Origin of the sequence: Pontivivens ytuae (assembly GCF_015679265.1) — a bacterium.
Taxonomy (GTDB): domain Bacteria; phylum Pseudomonadota; class Alphaproteobacteria; order Rhodobacterales; family Rhodobacteraceae; genus Pontivivens; species Pontivivens ytuae.
Genome location: NZ_CP064942.1, coordinates 2946493 through 2964526 on the forward strand (window position 1 = coordinate 2946493; position 18034 = coordinate 2964526).

The 18034-nt window shown below is 69.3% G+C and carries 15 protein-coding genes and 1 other RNA gene; 12 read left to right on the forward strand and 4 right to left on the reverse strand.

Annotated features, from left to right (window positions below; all coding sequences use genetic code 11):
• Positions 1–99: 99 nt before the first annotated feature.
• Genes I0K15_RS14495 through I0K15_RS14505 form a run of 3 tightly spaced genes read right to left on the reverse strand, consistent with a single transcriptional unit; the run spans position 100 to position 3360 of the window.
• Positions 100–705 carry an Isoquinoline 1-oxidoreductase subunit gene (locus I0K15_RS14495; protein ID WP_196102216.1) on the reverse strand — a complete coding sequence of 202 codons (606 nt, stop codon included), beginning with the start codon at positions 703–705 and terminating at the stop codon, positions 100–102.
• A gap of 11 nt (positions 706–716) precedes the next feature.
• The gene (locus I0K15_RS14500) at positions 717–2894 is read right to left on the reverse strand and encodes a xanthine dehydrogenase family protein molybdopterin-binding subunit (protein ID WP_196102217.1); all 2178 of its coding nucleotides are present in this window, start codon (positions 2892–2894) and stop codon (positions 717–719) included.
• A gap of 4 nt (positions 2895–2898) precedes the next feature.
• On the reverse strand, positions 2899–3360 hold the full coding sequence (locus I0K15_RS14505) for a (2Fe-2S)-binding protein (RefSeq protein WP_196102218.1): 462 nt from the start codon (positions 3358–3360) through the stop codon (positions 2899–2901).
• Positions 3361–3619: 259 nt separating this feature from the next.
• On the opposite strand from I0K15_RS14505, the gene rnpB reads away from it, so the two are divergent.
• From rnpB to I0K15_RS14560, 11 genes are all read left to right on the forward strand, one after another.
• Positions 3620–3983, forward strand: an RNA gene (gene rnpB / locus I0K15_RS14510) — RNase P RNA component class A.
• Positions 3984–4506: 523 nt separating this feature from the next.
• Positions 4507–4950 carry a division/cell wall cluster transcriptional repressor MraZ gene (locus I0K15_RS14515; RefSeq protein ID WP_230374137.1) on the forward strand — a complete coding sequence of 148 codons (444 nt, stop codon included), beginning with the start codon at positions 4507–4509 and terminating at the stop codon, positions 4948–4950.
• Positions 4947–5942, forward strand: a complete 996-nt coding sequence (rsmH, locus tag I0K15_RS14520; protein WP_196102220.1) for a 16S rRNA (cytosine(1402)-N(4))-methyltransferase RsmH — start codon at positions 4947–4949, stop codon at positions 5940–5942. The genes I0K15_RS14515 and rsmH overlap by 4 nt, the downstream gene beginning before the upstream one ends.
• Positions 5939–6331, forward strand: coding sequence for a cell division protein FtsL (ftsL, locus tag I0K15_RS14525; RefSeq protein ID WP_196102221.1), 393 nt, complete (start codon positions 5939–5941; stop codon positions 6329–6331). Before rsmH ends, ftsL begins: the two co-directional genes overlap by 4 nt.
• Positions 6328–8112, forward strand: a complete 1785-nt coding sequence (locus tag I0K15_RS14530) for a peptidoglycan D,D-transpeptidase FtsI family protein (protein ID WP_196102222.1) — start codon at positions 6328–6330, stop codon at positions 8110–8112. The genes ftsL and I0K15_RS14530 overlap by 4 nt, the downstream gene beginning before the upstream one ends.
• A gap of 71 nt (positions 8113–8183) precedes the next feature.
• Positions 8184–9674 carry a UDP-N-acetylmuramoyl-L-alanyl-D-glutamate--2,6-diaminopimelate ligase gene (locus I0K15_RS14535; protein ID WP_422393984.1) on the forward strand — a complete coding sequence of 497 codons (1491 nt, stop codon included), beginning with the start codon at positions 8184–8186 and terminating at the stop codon, positions 9672–9674.
• Between the two features lie 43 nt (positions 9675–9717).
• Positions 9718–11172 (forward strand): UDP-N-acetylmuramoyl-tripeptide--D-alanyl-D-alanine ligase, encoded by a 1455-nt coding sequence (locus I0K15_RS14540; RefSeq protein WP_196102224.1) that lies wholly within the window; start codon positions 9718–9720, stop codon positions 11170–11172.
• On the forward strand, positions 11172–12257 hold the full coding sequence (mraY, locus tag I0K15_RS14545) for a phospho-N-acetylmuramoyl-pentapeptide-transferase (protein WP_196102225.1): 1086 nt from the start codon (positions 11172–11174) through the stop codon (positions 12255–12257). The genes I0K15_RS14540 and mraY overlap by 1 nt, the downstream gene beginning before the upstream one ends.
• Before the next feature lie 139 nt (positions 12258–12396).
• The gene (gene murD, locus I0K15_RS14550; RefSeq protein ID WP_196102226.1) at positions 12397–13800 is read left to right on the forward strand and encodes a UDP-N-acetylmuramoyl-L-alanine--D-glutamate ligase; all 1404 of its coding nucleotides are present in this window, start codon (positions 12397–12399) and stop codon (positions 13798–13800) included.
• Positions 13801–13856: 56 nt separating this feature from the next.
• Positions 13857–14795: an MBL fold metallo-hydrolase gene (locus I0K15_RS14555; RefSeq protein ID WP_196102227.1), complete on the forward strand. Its 939-nt coding sequence runs from the start codon at positions 13857–13859 to the stop codon at positions 14793–14795.
• A gap of 155 nt (positions 14796–14950) precedes the next feature.
• Positions 14951–16372, forward strand: a complete 1422-nt coding sequence (locus tag I0K15_RS14560; RefSeq protein WP_196105484.1) for a DegQ family serine endoprotease — start codon at positions 14951–14953, stop codon at positions 16370–16372.
• Between the two features lie 312 nt (positions 16373–16684).
• Here I0K15_RS14560 and I0K15_RS14565 read toward each other — a convergent pair whose 3' ends face one another.
• The gene (locus I0K15_RS14565) at positions 16685–17515 is read right to left on the reverse strand and encodes a calcium-binding protein (protein ID WP_196102228.1); all 831 of its coding nucleotides are present in this window, start codon (positions 17513–17515) and stop codon (positions 16685–16687) included.
• 194 nt (positions 17516–17709) lie between these two features.
• Here I0K15_RS14565 and I0K15_RS14570 point away from each other — a divergent pair, with 194 nt between their 5' ends.
• Entirely contained in the window at positions 17710–18033 is a 324-nt protein-coding gene (locus I0K15_RS14570; protein ID WP_196102229.1) for a 2Fe-2S iron-sulfur cluster-binding protein, read from the forward strand.
• Position 18034: the final 1 nt, after the last annotated feature.

An 18034-nucleotide genomic window follows, 5' to 3' on the forward strand; every position in this document is an offset into this window, starting at 1 on the left:
ACGTTAGGTCATGAAATGGGACGCCCCGCGGCCGCTTCAATCGGCCGCGGGGCAACTTTTGTTCACGTCGGCGGCAACTTTCTGCCGAAATCGTGAGGATCAGCTCGGGCAGTGCGCTCCGGCATCGATCCAGGCCTGGGTGAGGTCGCCGAAGAGCGCCTGGCTGCCCGGCGCCGGCGTGCGGCCCTCGCCCGGATCCCACGCCCAGCCGACGAGGCCGTCCTCGGCGTGATGTTCGTGGATGTCGGCAAGGGTGCGGCCGCCATTGCGCTCCGGATCCTGGATCTGCTGGCAGATCTCGCCGACGGTCAGACCGATCCAGCCCATGGAGCCGGGCGCGAGATGCCACGGCTCGTGACCCGGGATCGAGCCGGTGCCGGTGGCGTAGGCCACGTTCTCCACCCCGTGGCAGGAATTGCACTGCAGGCCGGGTGCGCCGAAGCCGCCCTCGTCATAGCGCACGACGGGGGGCTGGTGCATGGCCATCGCATCGCCCTGCCGCGCGAAGTTGTCGACCGGGTGGCAGTTCATGCAGCGCGGGTGGGTGATGACCTTGGCCATCTCGCGGAAGATCGCCTGCGCGCGCTCCTCCTCGTCCTCGATACTGTCGAAGGAGGAGACCTCGCGCAGCGTGTCCTGGGCTGCGAGCGGCAGGCTCAGGGCGAGCGCGGCGAGGGCCGCGCCCGTGGCAAGTAGCGTCTTCATGTCGGGTCTCCTCACACGGCGCTGACGGGCTGGAAGGGCAGGCGGCGCGGAGTGCGGCCCGTGAGGGCGCGCCACGCATTGCCGACGGCGGGCGCGACCGGCGGCGTGCCGGGCTCACCCACGCCGGTCGGCGCCTCGGAGCTGTCGATGATGGAGACCTCGATCTGCGGCTGCTCGTTGATGCGCAGCATGCGGTAGTCGTGCCAGTTGGACTGCACGATCTCCCCGCCGCGGGCCATGGTGATCTCGTTGAACATCGCCGTCCCGAGGCCGAAGAGCATGCCGCCCTCGATCTGCGAGACGACCACGTCCGGGTTCACCGCGATGCCGCAATCGACCGCGCACCACATGCGGGTGGTGTGGGGCATGCCGTTGCGCTCCTCAACCTCCGCGATCATGGCGACATAGGTCGAGAAGCTCTCGTGCAGGGCGACGCCCAGCATCCGGCCGTTGCCCGCATCGGGGCCAGACCAGTTGGCCATGTCGGCCACCCGCTCCAGCACGCCGCGGTCGCGGGGGCTGTCCTGAATGAGCTCCAGTCGGCCGGCGATCGCGTCCTTGCCGCCCATCTCCAGCAGCTCGTCGAGGAACGTCTCCGTCGCGTAGCCGGTATGGGTGTGGCCGACCGAGCGCCACCAGAGCACGGGGATCGGGCTTTCCATCTGCGACCAGCTCACCCGGTGGGCGGGCCAGGCGTAGGGCATGCGGGTCGCGCCCTCGACCGAGGTCGCGTCCACCCCGTCCTCCATCAGCATCTCGAAGGGCGAGCCCGCGATGATGGACTGGTTGGCGATGCCGTTGTCCCAGGCGACGATGTTGCCGTCTGCGTCGAGGCCGCCACGCAGGCGGTGCACCGTGATCGGGCGGTAATAGCCGCCGCGCACGTCGTTTTCGCGCGTCCAGACGAGCTTGTAGGCACCCGGTCCCGCGGCGCGGGCCACCTCCGCCAGCTCACCCGCGAAGTGGGAGGCGGGCGTCGCGCGGCGGCCGAAGCTGCCGCCGGCCATCATCGTGTGGATCTGGACCTGGTCGAGCTCCATGCCCAGCCGTCCGGCCACCGTCTGGTGATCGACGGTCGGAAGCTGGGAGCCGAGCCAGGCCTCCGCCCCGTCCTCGGTCAGCTCGATGACGCCGTCCAGAGGCTCCATCGGCGTGTGGGCGAGCATGGGAAAAACGTACTCGGCCTCGTGGGTGGTAGTAGCCGAGGCGAGCGCCTCCTCCACATTGCCGGAGGCTTCGGCCACGCGGCCCGAGGCGCGCGCGGCCGCCGCCCAGATCTCGTACATCTGCTCGGAGGAGCGCGTCTCCGCCCCCGTTTCGTCCCAGGTCACGCTCACAGCCTCGCGGCCCTTGAAGGCGGCCCAGGTGTTGTCGGCGTAGACCGCAACGCCGGTGGGGACCTCGCGCACGGCGTTGACGCCGTTGATCTCCAGCGCTGCCGACGGATCGAAGGACGCGACCGTCGCGCCGAATTTCGGCGGATGGACGATGGAGACGACCTGCTGGCCCTCGCGCATCACGTCCATGGTGAAGATCGCGGAGCCGTCCGATTTCGACGCACTGTCGAGGCGGCCGGCCTGCTTGCCGATCAGCTTGTATTCGGAGGGCTCCTTGAGGCGAACGTCCTCCGGAGCCTCGACGCCGCGGTCGAGGGCGGCCTGCGCCATGGGGCCGAAGCCGCTCTCGTTGCCGCTGGCCTCGTGGGCGATGCGGCCGTCGACGACCGTGATCTCCTCGGCGGGCACGTCCCATTCGCGGGCGGCCGCCTCGACCAGCATCGCGCGGGCGGTGGCCCCGGCGCGCCGCAGAGGCTCCCAGGACGACGCGAGGCCGGTGGAGCCGCCGGTGCCCTGGATGCCGAACATCGGGTTCACATAGCGCGAGATGTCCGCGGGCGCGCTGGTCACGCGCATCTGGCCCCAGTCGGCGTCGAGCTCCTCGGCCACCAGCATCGGGATGCCGGTATAGGAGCCCTGGCCCATCTCGAGGTGGTGCACGATCACGGTGACGAGGTCGTCCTCCCCGATCCGCACGAAGGCGTTCGGCGACAGGATCGCGCCGGTCGCCGTGTCGGGCCGCAGGACGGAGGCTGCCTGCTGCGCCCGGCCCGCGGAGGGCAGGGTAACGGCGATGACGAGGCCGCCGGCTCCGGCGAGGAAGCCGCGGCGGGAGACGTTCATGATGGTCATGGGCTCAGGCCTCCAGCATGTCGGCGGCGCGGTGGATCGCCTGCCGGATGCGCACATAGGTGGCGCAACGGCAGATGTTCCCGGCCATGGCGGCGTCGATGTCCTCGTCCGTCGGGCGGGGGATCATCTGCAGGAGGGCGGTGGCGGTCACGACCTGCCCGGACTGGCAGTAGCCGCATTGCGGCACGTCGATCTCGGTCCAGGCGGCCTGCACGGCGCGGCTCTCGGGGCTGTCGAGCGCCTCGATCGTTTCGACCGTGGCGCCTTCGAGGGTGGAGACCGGCGTCACGCAGGCGCGGCGGGTCGCGCCGTCGAGCATCACGGTGCACGCGCCGCACTGCGCGATGCCGCAGCCGAACTTGGTGCCCGTCAGGCCCAACTCGTCGCGCAGGACCCAGAGGAGCGGAGTGTCCGGATCCACGTCGACGCTGCGACGCTCCCCGTTCACGGTGAAAGAAACTGCCATGGCTGGCCTCCCGAATAAGCTAGCGAGTAGTGCCGGGTTCGCGTGCCGGTCTCGTTGAGATGCGGACCATGCCGCGAAGCGCCGCCGGGTCGCCGCGCGGCCTCTTGCAGGGCCTCAATGCGGGTGGTGGCCGTCCCGGTGCGGCAGGACTGGCCTCTACATTAGTGCAGATTCCCCATGGTCAACGGTTGACTGCCCAGCGAATCGAGGGCTTTGCGCGATTGACCAGGCGCCTGCGAGGGACTAGGGCAGGGGCCGTGCGGAGGGTTGGATGATCGCGGGCATGCGTGTCCGAGGAAAGTCCGGACTCCCAGAAGCGACGGCGCCGGGTAACGCCCGGCCGGGGCAACCCGAGGGACAGCGCCACAGAGAACAGACCCCCCGGCGACGGGGAAGGGTGAAACGGTGGGGTAAGAGCCCACCGCCGGGCTGGCAACAGACCGGGCACGGCAAGCCCCGCCGGGAGCAAGGCCGAATAGGGATCGCGCATGGGGTGCTTCTCCCCGCGGTCCGGGTTGGCTGCTCGAGGTCCCGCGCAAGCGGCGGCCCAGATGAATGATCATCCACGGGGACACGTCTGACGGTCCCCCGGACAGAATCCGGCTTACAGACCCTCCGCACCTGATCTGTCATGGGACACCGTGGGACAGCGTGGGGCGCGTATCTTTGGCGCAACAGCACAACATATAGTGGTTGATTGACGGCTTGAGCCACCAAACTGCCGAAGGGTTAACGCCCGGCGGCGTACTCGCCCTCCGGTTTCCCATCTAAATCCCATCATGGCCCATGAAAATTGTTTGTTCCCCATGGTTACCCATGGTACACCCTGATTCAGATGAAAGAGCACCACGTCGAGACGCCGCAAAGGCGCCGGCCGAAATCAGAGGCAGGTTTCATCAGGCCGCCCTTTCGTCCGAAGAAGAAGGCGAAGACAAGACGCAGATAAGACTGGCGCGAACCGAACCAAGCAGCCGCTGCGTCGGCAGATCTTCGAGGGACAGAGGCGGCGGGATGCGCGTTTGAGCAGGCGCACCCGCCGTTTTCTTTTCCTCGACCCCGGTTAACGCGCGTGGGTGAGGGACAGACGTGGCGCTGAGGTTCCGTGGAGAATGGACCCATAAGGTCGACGCGAAAGGTCGCGTCTCCGTGCCTGCGCCGTTCCGCCGGGTGCTGGAGGCCGGCGCGCCCGGCTGGCAGTCCGGCGATCCCGTTCCCTTCGTCGTTGTGAAGAACCAGGACAGCCAGCCCTGCCTCAACGTCTATTCCGTGGCCGAGATCGAGCTGATCGATGACGAGATCTATGCACTGCCCCGCTTCACCGAGGAGCGGGACCGGATCGCGCGGCGTCTCGCCTCGGGCTCGGCCAACCTCACGCTCGACGAGAACGGCCGCTTCGGCCTGACCGCCGAGATGAGGGAGAAGACGGGGATCGGCGATCAGGCCGTCTTCTCCGGCATGGTGGAGCGTTTCCAGATCTGGTCGCCCGAGGGCTTCGAGGCCGTGAGCTCCGGCGCGATGCCGAGCGAGCCGGATCCGGAGAACCTCTTCGAGCTGATCCGCGCCGCCAAGGCGAAGTACAACGTCCAATGACCGACGCGCCGCATATCCCCGTCCTGCTTGGCGAGGTGCTGGAGGCCGCAAGCCCGGTGGAGGGCGTGTGGCTCGACGGCACGTTGGGTGCCGGCGGCTATACCCGCGCGCTGCTCGATGCCGGGGCGGAGCGGGTGCTCGGCGTTGATCGCGATCCACGGGCCGAGGCGGAGGTGGCGCGCTGGGCCGACGCCTATGGCGCGCGCTTCACCTTCCTCGCAGGCACCTTCGGGCGGCTCGATGCGCTTGCCCGCGCCGCGGGGGTGGAGGCGCTGGACGGCGTCGTCCTCGATATCGGCGTGAGCTCGATGCAGATCGACGAGGCGGCGCGCGGCTTCTCCTTCCAGAAGGACGGCCCGCTCGACATGCGCATGAGCGGGGAGGGCGAGAGCGCCGCAGACATCGTGAACGGCGCGAGCGAGGCGCACCTCGCCGACCTGATCTTCCAGTATGGCGAGGAGCGGGCGTCGCGCCGCATCGCGAAGGCCATCGTCGCCGCACGTCCCATCCCGGACTCGACGCTTGCGCTCGCCGAGATCGTGGCGAGTGTCTTGCCCAAGCAGAAACCCGGCCAGCCGCATCCCGCGACCCGCACCTTCCAGGCGCTGCGCATCGCGGTGAACGAGGAACTGGCGGAGCTTGTTCGGGGCCTGCTCGCGGCGGAGGAGATGCTGGTGGAGGGCGGCAAGCTGGTCGTCGTCACCTTCCATTCGCTGGAGGACCGGATCGTGAAGCGGTTCCTCGCCGAACGGTCCGGCCGCGCCGGGGGCGGGAACCGCTACCAGCCGGCCGAGGAGGCCGCGGCACCCAGCTTCGAGCCGATCACGAAGCGCGCGGTCACCGCCGGCCCTGCGGAGCTGGAGGCGAACCCCCGCGCCCGCTCCGCCAAGCTCCGTGCGGCGCGCCGCACGTCGGCCCCCGCCCATCCGGCGAAGGTGACGGGGCTCGGCCTGCCGCGCCTCGACCTCGACCTGCTCGGGGGCGCGCCATGAAGAGCCCGATCTATGTCCTTGCCGTGGCCCTCGTCGTCGCCGTCGCCTCCTGGGCCTACGAGGTGAACTACCGCACCAAGGCCGCCCTAGAGAACGTGGCCGAGCTGCGCGCGGAGATTGCGCAGACGCGCGAGACGATCTCTGTCCTTCGGGTCGAGTGGGCCTGGCTAAACCGCCCCGAGCGGCTGGAGCGGCTGACCGCGATGCATTTCGACCGGCTGGGCCTGATGCCGCTCGACCCGCAGCATTTCGGCGAGCTCTCGATGGTGGCCTACCCGGTGGAGGACCCGGCCGCGATCTCGTCCCGCATGCCGCTCAACCGCGACTTCCGGCTGCCGATGACCATGGACGAGGTGACCCAGACCTATGTCGAGGGGGTGGCCCGATGATCCGTGTCCCATTGCGCCCCCTCGCCCGCGTCATCGCCGCGCGCAACCAGGGCATCGACCCCGACATCGCCGAGGCGGAGCGCCGGGCGGCCGCCCTGCGCGCGAGACGGGCCGAGGAGCGGAGGCGTGCCGAGGGGCGGCTGTGGCTCCTGTCGGTCCTGTTCCTGATGTGCTTCCTCGCCGTGGGCGGGCGGATGACCATGCTCGCCGCGACCGATCCGGAGGAGCCGGTGGCCGAGTTCGCGGGCGATCCGATGCGTGCGCACCGCGCCGACATCGTGGACCGCAACGGCGAGCTTCTGGCGACGAACATCGTGACCTCCGCGCTCTACGTCGAGACGCGGCAGATGGTGGACATGCCGGGCGTGGCGCGCGGCCTTGCCGAGATCTTCCCCGATCTCGACGAGAAGACGCTGCTCACCCGCTTCGAGGGGCGCGGCAATTTCCACTGGGTCCGCTCCCAGATCAGCCCGGAGCAGCAGCAGGCCGTCCACGATCTCGGCCAGCCGGGCGTCTATTTCGGCCCGCGCGAGACGCGGATCTACCCGCAGGGCCAGCGGCTGGGCCATATCCTCGGCGGAGCGCGGTTCGAGCGGGAGGGCGCGCGCGCGGCCGAGGTCGCGGGCGTGGCCGGGATCGAGTTCACCTACGATGACCGGCTCGGCGATCCGGCGCAGGTCAACACGCCCCTGCGCCTCTCGATCGACCTGCGCGTCCAGAACGCCATGCGCGATGTGCTGGAGCACCAGATGGACCGGTTCGACGCCGTGGGCGCCGCCGGGATCCTGATGCGCGCGGACAATGGCGAGATCGTCTCCATGGTCTCGCTGCCCGATTTCGATCCGAACGACCGGCCCGCGCCGCGGGGGCCGGAGGACGAGCTTCTGTTTTCGCGCGCGAGCCAAGGCGTCTACGAGCTCGGCTCCACCTTCAAGGCGTTCACCACGGCGCTGGCGCTGGAGCGGGGCGAGGTCACACCCCACACCATCATCGACACCCGCGGCCCGCTCGCCTGGGGGCGCTTCCGCATCCGCGACTTCCGCAACTACGGCCCGGAGCTGTCGGTGACGGATGTCATGGTGAAGTCCTCCAATATCGGGACGGCCCGCATGGCGCTGGAGACCGGGATCGGCCCGCAGCAGGACTTCCTGCGCGACCTCGGCTTCTTCGATCCCTCGCCGGTGGAGCTGCCGGAGGCACGCTCGGCCCGGCCGCTGCTGCCGCCGCGCTGGTCGGAGCTGTCGACGATGACGGTGAGCTATGGCCACGGGCTGGCGGCCACGCCGCTGCACCTCGCCACCGCCTACGCGACGATCGCCAATGGCGGCCTGCGGGTGGAGCCGACGCTGATGGCGGACGCCCCCCTGCCGACGGAGGAGGACCGTGTGCTGTCCGCCGCGACCTCGGCCACGATGAACGGCATCCTGCGCGCGGTGGTCGCCGATGGCACCGCGAGCTTCGCCGATATCGAGGGTTACGAGGTGGGCGGCAAGACCGGAACCGCCGACAAACCCATCGCCGGCGGCTATGCCGAGGACCGGGTGATCGCGACCTTCGCCGCGATCTTCCCGGCCTCCGACCCCGAATACGTGCTGGTCGTGACGCTGGACGAGCCGGTCGACCGCTCCGGCCCCGTCGTGCGCCGCACCGCGGGCTGGACCGCGGCGCCGACCGCGGGGCAGACCATCCGCCGGATCGCACCGATCCTGGGCCTGCGCCCGGTGCCGGAGGCGCCCGCGGCGTCGGACGAGCCGCTGACGCTCGCAGGATCCCGCCCATGATCGCCCCTTGCGCCCATCGCCGGTCGGCGTAGATGTGGCGCGACGCAACCTTTGTGGAGAGCCCGCGCCCCGTGACCGACACCGCCGCCGCCCCCCGGACCCTTGCCACGCTCGGCCTCGCCAGTGAGGTCCGCTGCGCTGCGCCGGGATGGGAGGGGATCGCACTGACCGGCCTGTCGGTGGACAGCCGGATGGTGCGGCCGGGGCATCTCTTCGCCGCCCTGCCGGGCTCGAATGCCCATGGCGCGCGCTTCGCCGATCAGGCGGTGGCCGCCGGGGCTGCGGTGATCCTGACCGACGCCGAGGGCGCGGGCCTGATCGAGGGCGCGCCGGTGGTCGTCAGCGACGATCCCCGCGCGGTGCTCGCCCATGCCGCCGCCCGCTGGTACGGCGCCCAGCCCGAGACGATGGTGGCGGTGACGGGGACCAACGGAAAGACCTCCGTCGCCACCTTTACCCGCCAGATCTGGCAGGCGATGGGGCTTCCGGCGGTCAACTTCGGCACGACGGGCGTCGAGGGCCATATCGCGGCGCCGCTCAGCCACACCACACCGGAGCCGATCACGCTCCATCACCTCCTTTGCGCACTCAACGAGCAGGGCGTGACCCATGCGGCGATGGAGGCGTCGAGCCATGGCCTCGCTCAACGTCGCCTCGATGGCGTGCGGCTCGCGGCGGCGGGCTTCACGCATCTGAGCCGCGATCACCTCGACTACCACGCGACGTTCGAGGAGTATGAGGCCGCCAAGGCGCTGCTCTTCCACCGGGTGCTGCCCGAAGGGGCGACGGCCGTCATCAACACCGATACCGAGGCCGGGCGGCGCATGGCCGCCCTCGCCACCGCCCGCGGCCAGCGGGTGATCGCGGTGGGGCAGGGCGAGGAGGCTCGCATCCGCCTGATCCGCGTCGAATTCCGCCCGACCGGCCAGCGCCTCACCTATCGCTACGGCCAGGTTGAGGCGGAGGTGGAGCTGCCGCTGGTCGGTGCCTTCCAGGCGGAGAATGCACTGCTCGCCGCCGGCCTCGCCATCGGGGCGGGCGGTGCGCCAGCGCGCGTCTTCTCCGCACTCTCGCAGCTGAAGCCCGTCGCCGGGCGGATGCAGCGGGTGGCGCATCGGCAGGCGGGCGGCACGGTCTATGTCGACTACTCCCATACGCCCGACAGCGTGGCGACTGCGTTGAAAGCCCTGCGCCCCCATGTCGAGGGCCGCCTGATCGTCGCCGTCGGCGCGGGCGGCGACCGCGATCCCGGTAAGCGCCCGCTGATGGGCCGCGCGGCGGTGGAGAACGCGGACATCGCCATCATCACCGACGACAACCCCCGCTCCGAGGATCCCGCCACGATCCGCGCTGCCGTGCTCGAGGGTGCTGCGGGGGCGCGCGAGGTCGGCGACCGCGAGCAGGCGATCCGCGAGGGCTGCACCCTGCTGCGCGACGGCGACGTGTTCCTGATCGCGGGCAAGGGGCACGAAACCGGTCAGATCGTGGGCGACGTCACCCTTCCCTTCGACGATGCCCAGGTTGCGGCCCGCATCGTCGCCGAACTGGACGGCCTGCCGTGATTTCATCTTTCTCCAAATACGCAGATGCTGCCGGAGGCCATCGATGAGCGCGCTCTGGACGGCAGAGGAGGCGCAGGAGGCCACCGGAGGCACCGGCCCCACGGGCTGGAGCGCCACAGGCGTGTCCATCGACACGCGTAGTCTGGAGCCCGGTGACCTCTTCGTCGCGCTCAAGGACGTGCGCGACGGCCACGATTTCGTGGCGCAGGCGCTGGAGAAGGGGGCGGCCGCGGCTCTTGTCTCCCGCCGGCCCGAGGGGGTGGCCGAGGATGCGCCGCTCCTGATGGTGGACGACGTGCTGCCCGCTCTCGAAGCGCTCGCCGTCGCCGCCCGCGCCCGGGCAAAAGCCAAGGTGGTCGCCGTCACCGGCTCCGTCGGCAAGACCGGCACGAAGGAGATGCTGCGCGCCACGCTTGCGGCCTTCGGCACGGTCCACGCCGCTGAAAAGAGCTTCAACAACCACTGGGGCGTGCCGCTGACGCTGGCGCGGATGCCGCGGGATGCGGACTTCGCGGTGATCGAGATCGGAATGAACGCACCGGGCGAGATCGCGCCGCTCTCCCGCCTCGCGCGGCCGCATGTGGGGATCGTCACGACGGTTGCTGCGGTGCACGCCGCCGCCTTCCGCGACGTGCGGGGCATCGCGCGGGAGAAGGCCTCGATCCTCGAAGGGCTGGAGCCCGGCGGGACGGCGGTGCTGAACCGCGATATCGAGACCTATCCGACCCTGCGCTACCGCGCACTGAAGGTGGGGGCGCGGACCACGACCTTCGGGGCAAAGGGACGGCCGCCATTCCGGCTGGTGAGCGCGCGGATCAGCGGCGCGACCACCGTGGCGCGGGCGCGGATCCGCGGGCATCGCCTGATGTTCAAGCTCGCCGCCCCCGGGCGGCATCTGGCGGAGAACGCGATGGCCGTGCTCGCCGCCGTCGAGGCGCTGGGCCTCGACCTCGCGCAGGCCGCGCTGGCGCTCGGCCACTGGCAGGCGCCGCAGGGGCGGGGCGCGCGCTGGCGGGTGAACCTGGGCGAAGCCGCGCTCGACGGCTCCATCGTGCTGATCGACGACGCCTATAATGCCAACCCGACCTCGATGGGTGCGGCCTTCGAGGTGCTGGCGGCCGCCGCGCCGAAGCACGATATCGGTCGCGTCGCGCGCGGCCGCAGGGTCGCGTTCCTGACCGACATGCTGGAGCTCGGACCGAAGGCGGCGGAGTTCCACGCGGAGCTCGCGCAGCACCCCGCGCTCGCCACCTGCGACCGGATCCACACTGCCGGGCCACTGATGCAGGCGCTGCACCACGCGCTGCCCCACGACAAGCGCGGCGAGTGGCATGGCGAGGCCGAGGCGCTGGCCCGTCGCGCCGGGCGCCTGCTCGATGCGGGTGACGTTGCGCTCGTCAAGGGCTCCAAGGGATCGAAGGCGGCGCTGATCGTTGACGCCATTCTCAAACTCGGGCAGGCCACGGCCGCCCATGAACCCGACGACGAGGAGCCCTGATGCTCTACTACCTCACCGGCCTGTCCGACGGCGGCGACCTGTTCAACCTGTTCCGCTACCTGACCTTCCGGTCGGGCGGCGCGTTCTTTACCGCGCTCATCATCGGCTTCGCCTTCGGGCGCCCGCTGATCGACGAGCTGCGCCGCCGCCAGAAGAAGGGCCAGCCGATCCGCGATGACGGACCCGAGCGGCACATCATCGAGAAGGCGGGCACGCCGACCATGGGCGGGGTGCTGATCTTGGTGGCCCTGCTGGTGTCCACGCTGCTCTGGGCGCGGTGGGACAACGGTTATGTCTGGATGGTGCTGATGGTCACCTTCGGCTTCGGCGCGATCGGCTTTGCCGACGACTATGCCAAGGTGAGCCAGGGCAACGTGAAGGGCGTGCCGGCGAAGACCCGGCTCGCCATCGGCATCGCGCTGTCGGCCGCTGCCGGGGTGTGGGCGATGTGGCTGCACACGCCGGATTTGTCGGGGCATCTGGCCTTCCCGGTGTTCAAGGAACTGCTCCTCAACCTCTCCTACGTCTTCATTCCCTTCGCCGTGCTGGTGATCGTGGGGGCGGCGAACGCGGTGAACCTGACCGACGGGCTGGATGGTCTGGCGATCATGCCGGTGATGATCGCGGCGGCCTCCTTCGGGGTGATCGCGTACTTCGTGGGGCGCGTGGACTTCACCGAGTATCTCGACGTGCATTACGTGCCCGGAACCGGGGAGATCACGGTGTTCTGCGCGGCGGTCATCGGCGCGGGGCTTGGGTTCCTGTGGTACAATGCGCCGCCTGCCGCGGTCTTCATGGGCGACACCGGCTCGCTGGCGCTGGGCGGCGCGCTGGGCGCGATCGCGGTGGCGACAAAGCACGAGATCGTGCTGGCGATCATCGGCGGGCTCTTCGTGGTCGAGGCGCTGTCGGTCATCATCCAGGTCGCCTGGTACAAGCGGACGGGCAAGCGGGTCTTCCTGATGGCGCCGATCCACCACCATTTCGAGAAGAAGGGCTGGGCGGAGTCGACCATCGTCATCCGCTTCTGGATCATCGCGCTGATCCTCGCGCTGATCGGGCTGGCCACGCTGAAGCTGCGCTGATGCTTGTGGCGACGGCCCGCTCCCTGACCCTCCCCCGTTTGCGGGGGAGCGGGATGACCGGCGCTGCCCCCTCCCTGACCCTCCCCCGGTTCGGGGGAGGGGAGCCTCCGGCGGGGATATTGGAAGAAGAGAGAGCGGCATGATCCCGGTGCGCGGTTATGAAGGGCGGCGCGTCGGCGTCCTGGGGCTGGGCCGATCGGGTCTGGCGGCGGCGCGGGCGCTGGCGGCAGGCGGGGCGGTGCCGGTCTGCTGGGACGATGGCGAGGCCGCGCGTAAAGCGGCTGAGGCCGAGGGGTTCGAGATCGCGGACCTTACGAAGGATCGCGCTTGCGAGGGGATGGACGCTCTGATTACCTCGCCCGGCATTCCGCATCTCTATCCCGCGCCCCACCCGGCGATCGTCACTGCGCAGGCGCATGGGGCGGTGATCGACAACGACATCGGGCTCTTCTTCCGGTCCTTCGCGACCGAGGATTGGGAGAGCTTCGACCGCCCCCCGCGCGTGGTCTGCGTCACCGGCTCGAACGGGAAGTCGACGACCACGGCGCTGATCGACCACCTTTTGCGCACCGCCGGGCACGACGTGCAGATGGGCGGCAATATCGGGCGCGGGGTGCTGGATCTCGAGCCCGCCCGCGACGGGATGATCGTGGTTCTGGAGCTGTCGAGCTACCAGATCGAGCTTTCGCGCGCGCTGTCGCCGGACGTGGCGGTGTTCCTTAACCTCTCCCCCGACCATCTCGACCGGCACGGGGGCATGGGCGGCTATTTTGCGGCCAAGCGCCGGCTGTTTGCCGAGGGTGGGCCGGAGCGGTCGATCATCGGGGTGGACGAGGTCGAGGGGCGGTTCCTCGCAGCGCAACTGCGGGAGGAGGCGGAGAACGGCGATCCGGTGATCCGCATCTCCTCGGGTCAGAAGCTGCAGGGGGCGGGCTGGAGTGTGTTTGCCCGAAAGGGCTTCCTCGCGGAATGGCGCAAGGGGCGGCAGGTCGCCTCGATCGACCTGCGCGCGATGCCGGCGCTGCCCGGCGCGCACAACCATCAGAATGCCTGCGCGGCCTATGCGGTGTGCCGCAGCCTCGGCCTTGCCCCGCGCGCGATCGAGGCGGGCATGGCCTCCTATCCCGGGCTGCCGCATCGCTGCCAGATCGTCGGCGACGTGGACGGCGTGCGCTACGTCAACGACTCGAAGGCGACCAATGCCGATGCGGCGGAGCAGGCGCTGAAGGCCTTCGAGCGCATCCGCTGGATCGCGGGCGGCCGGGCGAAGGAGGGCGGGATCGCCTCCCTCCTCCCGCTGATGGACCGGGTCGAGAAGACCTACTTGATCGGCGAGGCGGCGGAGGCGTTCGCGGCCCAACTCGGTGATCACCCTCACATCATCGCCGGCACCCTTGCGGAGGCGCTGGCGGCCGCCCATGCCGACGCGCAGCCCAGTGAGACCGTGCTGCTCGCGCCGGCCTGTGCCAGCTTCGACCAGTTCCCCAGCTTCGAGGCGCGGGGCGAGGCGTTCGAGGCGCTGGTTGCGGGGCTGAAAACCTAGACCGGCCCCAGCCCGGCGCTACGTGCCAGACCATGCCACCATCGAAAGGACAGGTCATGGAACGCCGGACGTTTCTGAAATTCGCCCCCGCCGCCGGTCTGACGCTGAGCGCGCATCCGCTGCTCGCGCAAGGGCTGAGCCAGGTCGCGGCGGTCCAGCGCTTCACGGTCGGCGGCATCACGGTCACCGCATTGTCGGACGGCTACCTGCAGCTCGATGCCTCGCTGCTGAACGGTGCGGACGAGGCACGGCTGCAGCAGGCGCTGACCGATGCTTATCTCGACCCGTCCCGGTTCCTGGCAGCGGTGAATGCCTTCCTGGTGGAGAGCGGTGAGAACACGGTGCTGATCGATGCGGGCACCGGCACGGCGATGGGCCCCAATCTCGGCCAGCTCGACACGCATCTGCAGACGGCGGGCGTGGCCGCGGGCGACATCACGCATGTCCTTTGCACCCACCTGCACCCCGACCATGTCGGCGGCGCGGTCGATGACGGGGCGGCTTCGTTCCTCAACGCAGAACTGGTGGTTGCGCAGGAGGATCTCGATTTCTGGACCAATCCCGACATCCGCGCCGGCGCGCCGGATGAGGCGCGCGGCTTCTTCGACCTCGCCGTCGGCGTGACGCAGGCTTATGCGGATCGCACTACGGTCTTCTCGGGCGAGACCTCGATCGCGCCGGGCATCACGGCGATCCCGCTTCCGGGTCACACGCCGGGCCATACCGGCTACATGATCGAGGACGGCGGCGAGAGCCTGATGATCTGGGGCGATATCGTCCACGTCCCACCCATGCAGTTCGCCGACCCGTCCGTCACCATCGCCTTCGACACCGATGCGGAGCAGGCGGCGGCCACGCGGGCGCAACTGCTCGACCGTGTGGCGACCGACCGGCAGCTCATCGCGGGAGCTCACATAGGCTTTCCCGGCGTCGGCTATGTCGCAGCCGCAGGGGAGGGCTATCGCTTCATCCCCACCCGGTGGCAATATGAGTGAGATCGTCACGGAAGCGTGAAGGGCCGCGAGCGGCGCCGTGTTGCACCTGCAACAGTTGCTCCGCAGATAGATAAGGGGCTGCGCCCGATGCAGCGCGGTCCACGCATGACAGGAGGACAAGAGTAGTGAACACCCGCATCCCCGCATTTTCCCGGATGGCGCTCGCCGCCGTGCTGGGCGTGGCGCTGGTCGCCGCCGATGCCGCGCCGGTCGAGGCGCAGAGCCGGCCCGACAGCTTCGCCGAGCTCGCCGAACAGCTGAGCCCGTCGGTGGTGAACATCACCACCAGCCAGACGGTGACCGAGCAGAACCCTGGTCTCTCGCCGATGATCCCCGAGGGCTCGCCCTTCGAGGATTTCTTCCGCGACTTCATGGAACGGCAGCCAGGCCAGCCGCGGCAACGGCGCGCGACGGCCCTCGGCTCGGGCTTCGTGATCTCGGCCGATGGCTACATCGTCACCAACAACCACGTGATCGAGCAGGCCGATGAGATCCTCGTCGAGTTCCTCGATGGCGGTGAGCTGGAGGCCGAGATCATCGGCACCGACCCGCGGACCGACATCGCTCTGCTGAAGGTCGAGCCCAACGACGCCCTCGAATATGTCGAGTTCGGCGACAGCGACCTGGCCCGCGTCGGCGACTGGGTGCTGGCGATCGGCAACCCGCTGGGGCAGGGCTTCTCCGTCTCCGCCGGGATCGTATCGGCCCGCAACCGGGAGCTTTCGGGCTCCTATGACGACTTCATCCAGACCGACGCGGCGATCAACCGGGGCAACTCGGGCGGGCCGCTCTTCAACATGGATGGCGAGGTGATCGGGGTGAACACCGCGATCCTGTCGCCCAATGGCGGCTCGATCGGCATCGGCTTCTCGATGTCCTCCGCCGTTGTCACCGGCGTCGTCGATCAGCTTCGCGAGTTCGGCGAGACGCGCCGCGGCTGGCTGGGCGTGCGCATCCAGCCTGTCGATGAGGGCGTCGCCGAGGCGCTGGGTCTTGAGGAGGCGCGCGGTGCGCTCGTGGCCGACGTGCCGCCGGGTCCTGCGGCCGATGCGGGCATCGAGGCGGGCGACGTGATCCTGACCTTCGATGGCACCGAAATCGGCGAGATGCGGGAGCTGCCGCGCGTCGTCGCGGACACCGCCGTCGGCAAGTCGGTGCGCGTCGTGGTCTTCCGTGAGGGCCGCACTCGGACGCTCAACGTCTCCGTCGGGCGGCTGGAGGACACCTCCGTCGTCGAGGCCTCCATGACCGACGAGGGCCCGGGCGAGGGCTCCTCGGTGGCCGAGATCGCGGGCCTTACGCTTGAGACCATGAGCGACGCGCTGCGTGAGGAGTTCGGCATCCCGGACGACGTGCGCGGCGTGGTGATCACCGACGTGGACGGCACGAGCGCGGCTTGGGAGAAGGGCCTGCGTCCCGGCCAGGTCGTGGTCGAGGTCGGCCAGCGCAGCGTGGCGAGCCCCAGCGACGTGCAGGAGGCCGTAGAGGCCGCGGGCGACGCGGGCCGCAACTCGGTCCTGATGCTGATCCGTGACAACGGCGAACCGCGCTTCGTCGCGCTGGACCCGAACGGCTGACGGGCAGGGCAAAGCGCCCCTCTACAGCTCCGAGAACCAAAGATGCCGGCGCACCCCGCGCCGGCATTTTTCTTTTCTCAGCAGCGATATGCGATGTGCGAGTGTGGAGGTCGTCAGGGGTATTGGCGCTCGAAAGCTCTCGTGAGTCGGCCGACTGCGCGTTAAGGTCGCCTAACCCGCAGAGTGGACCGCTGCGATTTGGGCTAGCGCAGCACCGATGACACAAAGCATCCGACTGCCTCGAATATCTCAGCTCACGGCTGGCTGTGACGCCCATAACAGGTTCGGCACTTTGGCGCCCGTGTCGCCGCCTCAGTAGGCTTCGAGAATGAACGTGTCAGCCGTCAGTGCGCTGGCGTCGGTATCCTCCAGCACGACCTCCGAGCGGCCGCGGTGCCAGCTCACGACTGCATCGTCGCCATCTTGGGTGATCGAAAGCTCCGCGAGGTCGAAGATCGTTTCCGGCCCGAAATAGATGAAATCGGTGCCTGCCTCGAAATCGCTGATGACGTCCTGGCCGCTGCTCGACTGGACGAAGACGAAGATATCCGCGCCCGCGCCGCCTGTCATGGCGTCGTCTCCGCGCAGGGCGATCAGGATGTCGTCGCCATCCGTCCCCTCCAGCACGTCGTCGCCGGTGGTGCCCGCGACCTCCTCCCCGCCGCGGCGGCCGCCGGTGGCGCGGTCGAGCAGGTCCGGATCGGGCGAGACCAGCTCACGACCCACGTAGATCGGCTCGATGTCCCAGGGCAGGGCGGGCTCGACGGGCTCCTCGACCGGGGTCTCGGCGCTGCCATCCGCGGTCTGCTCGGGTGCGGCCGTGGTTTCGTCTTCCTCTGCAGCGAAGGTCTCGACAGGGTCGTCAGAGTCGGTCGTGAAGACGAATTCCGGCTCATCTAGGTCGAGGGAGATGTCGATTTCCTCCAGCTCCCCATCGGCGTTCGCCGCACGCGTCTCACCAATCTCGTCCGGCCCGCTCATGCGGGAGGCGCCGTCATGGCCGGTCTCGACGTCCGAGCGCAGCACGGTCCGCGTGTCCAGCGAGACGGTCGCGGGCGACGCCGTCTTCAGCGCCACGATCCGCCCGGCCTCGTCGATCACGACGCTGCCCGCGCTGTTGTGAAGATATCCGCCCTGATCCATGGCTGACCCTATCGACTGCCTTTGTGGTGGTATTGAGGCGCATTTCTCTAAAATACAACGCGTTATTCGTTCGCGTGGTTAACGTGCGTCCTCTCAGCGCGGGTTGGCGGCCCGACACGAATCGCATTGTGGCCCACGGGTATGACCGGCTAGTAAACCTGCTGAACACCTGTAGAGACGGCGCGAGAGGACCCATGGCCCGCATCACCTATATCGAGCACAACGGCACCGAGCACGTGGTTGAGGTCGCCAACGGCCTGACCGTGATGGAGGGCGCGCGCGACAACAACATCCCCGGCATTGAGGCCGATTGCGGCGGCGCCTGCGCCTGCTCGACCTGCCACGTCTATGTCGATGCCGCCTGGGTCGAGAAGCTGCCCGCGAAGGACCCGATGGAAGAGGACATGCTGGACTTTGCCTGGCAGCCGGATCCCGCGACCTCGCGCCTGACCTGCCAGCTCAAGGTGAGCGACGACCTCAACGGGCTCGTCGTGCGGATGCCGGAAAAGCAGATCTGAC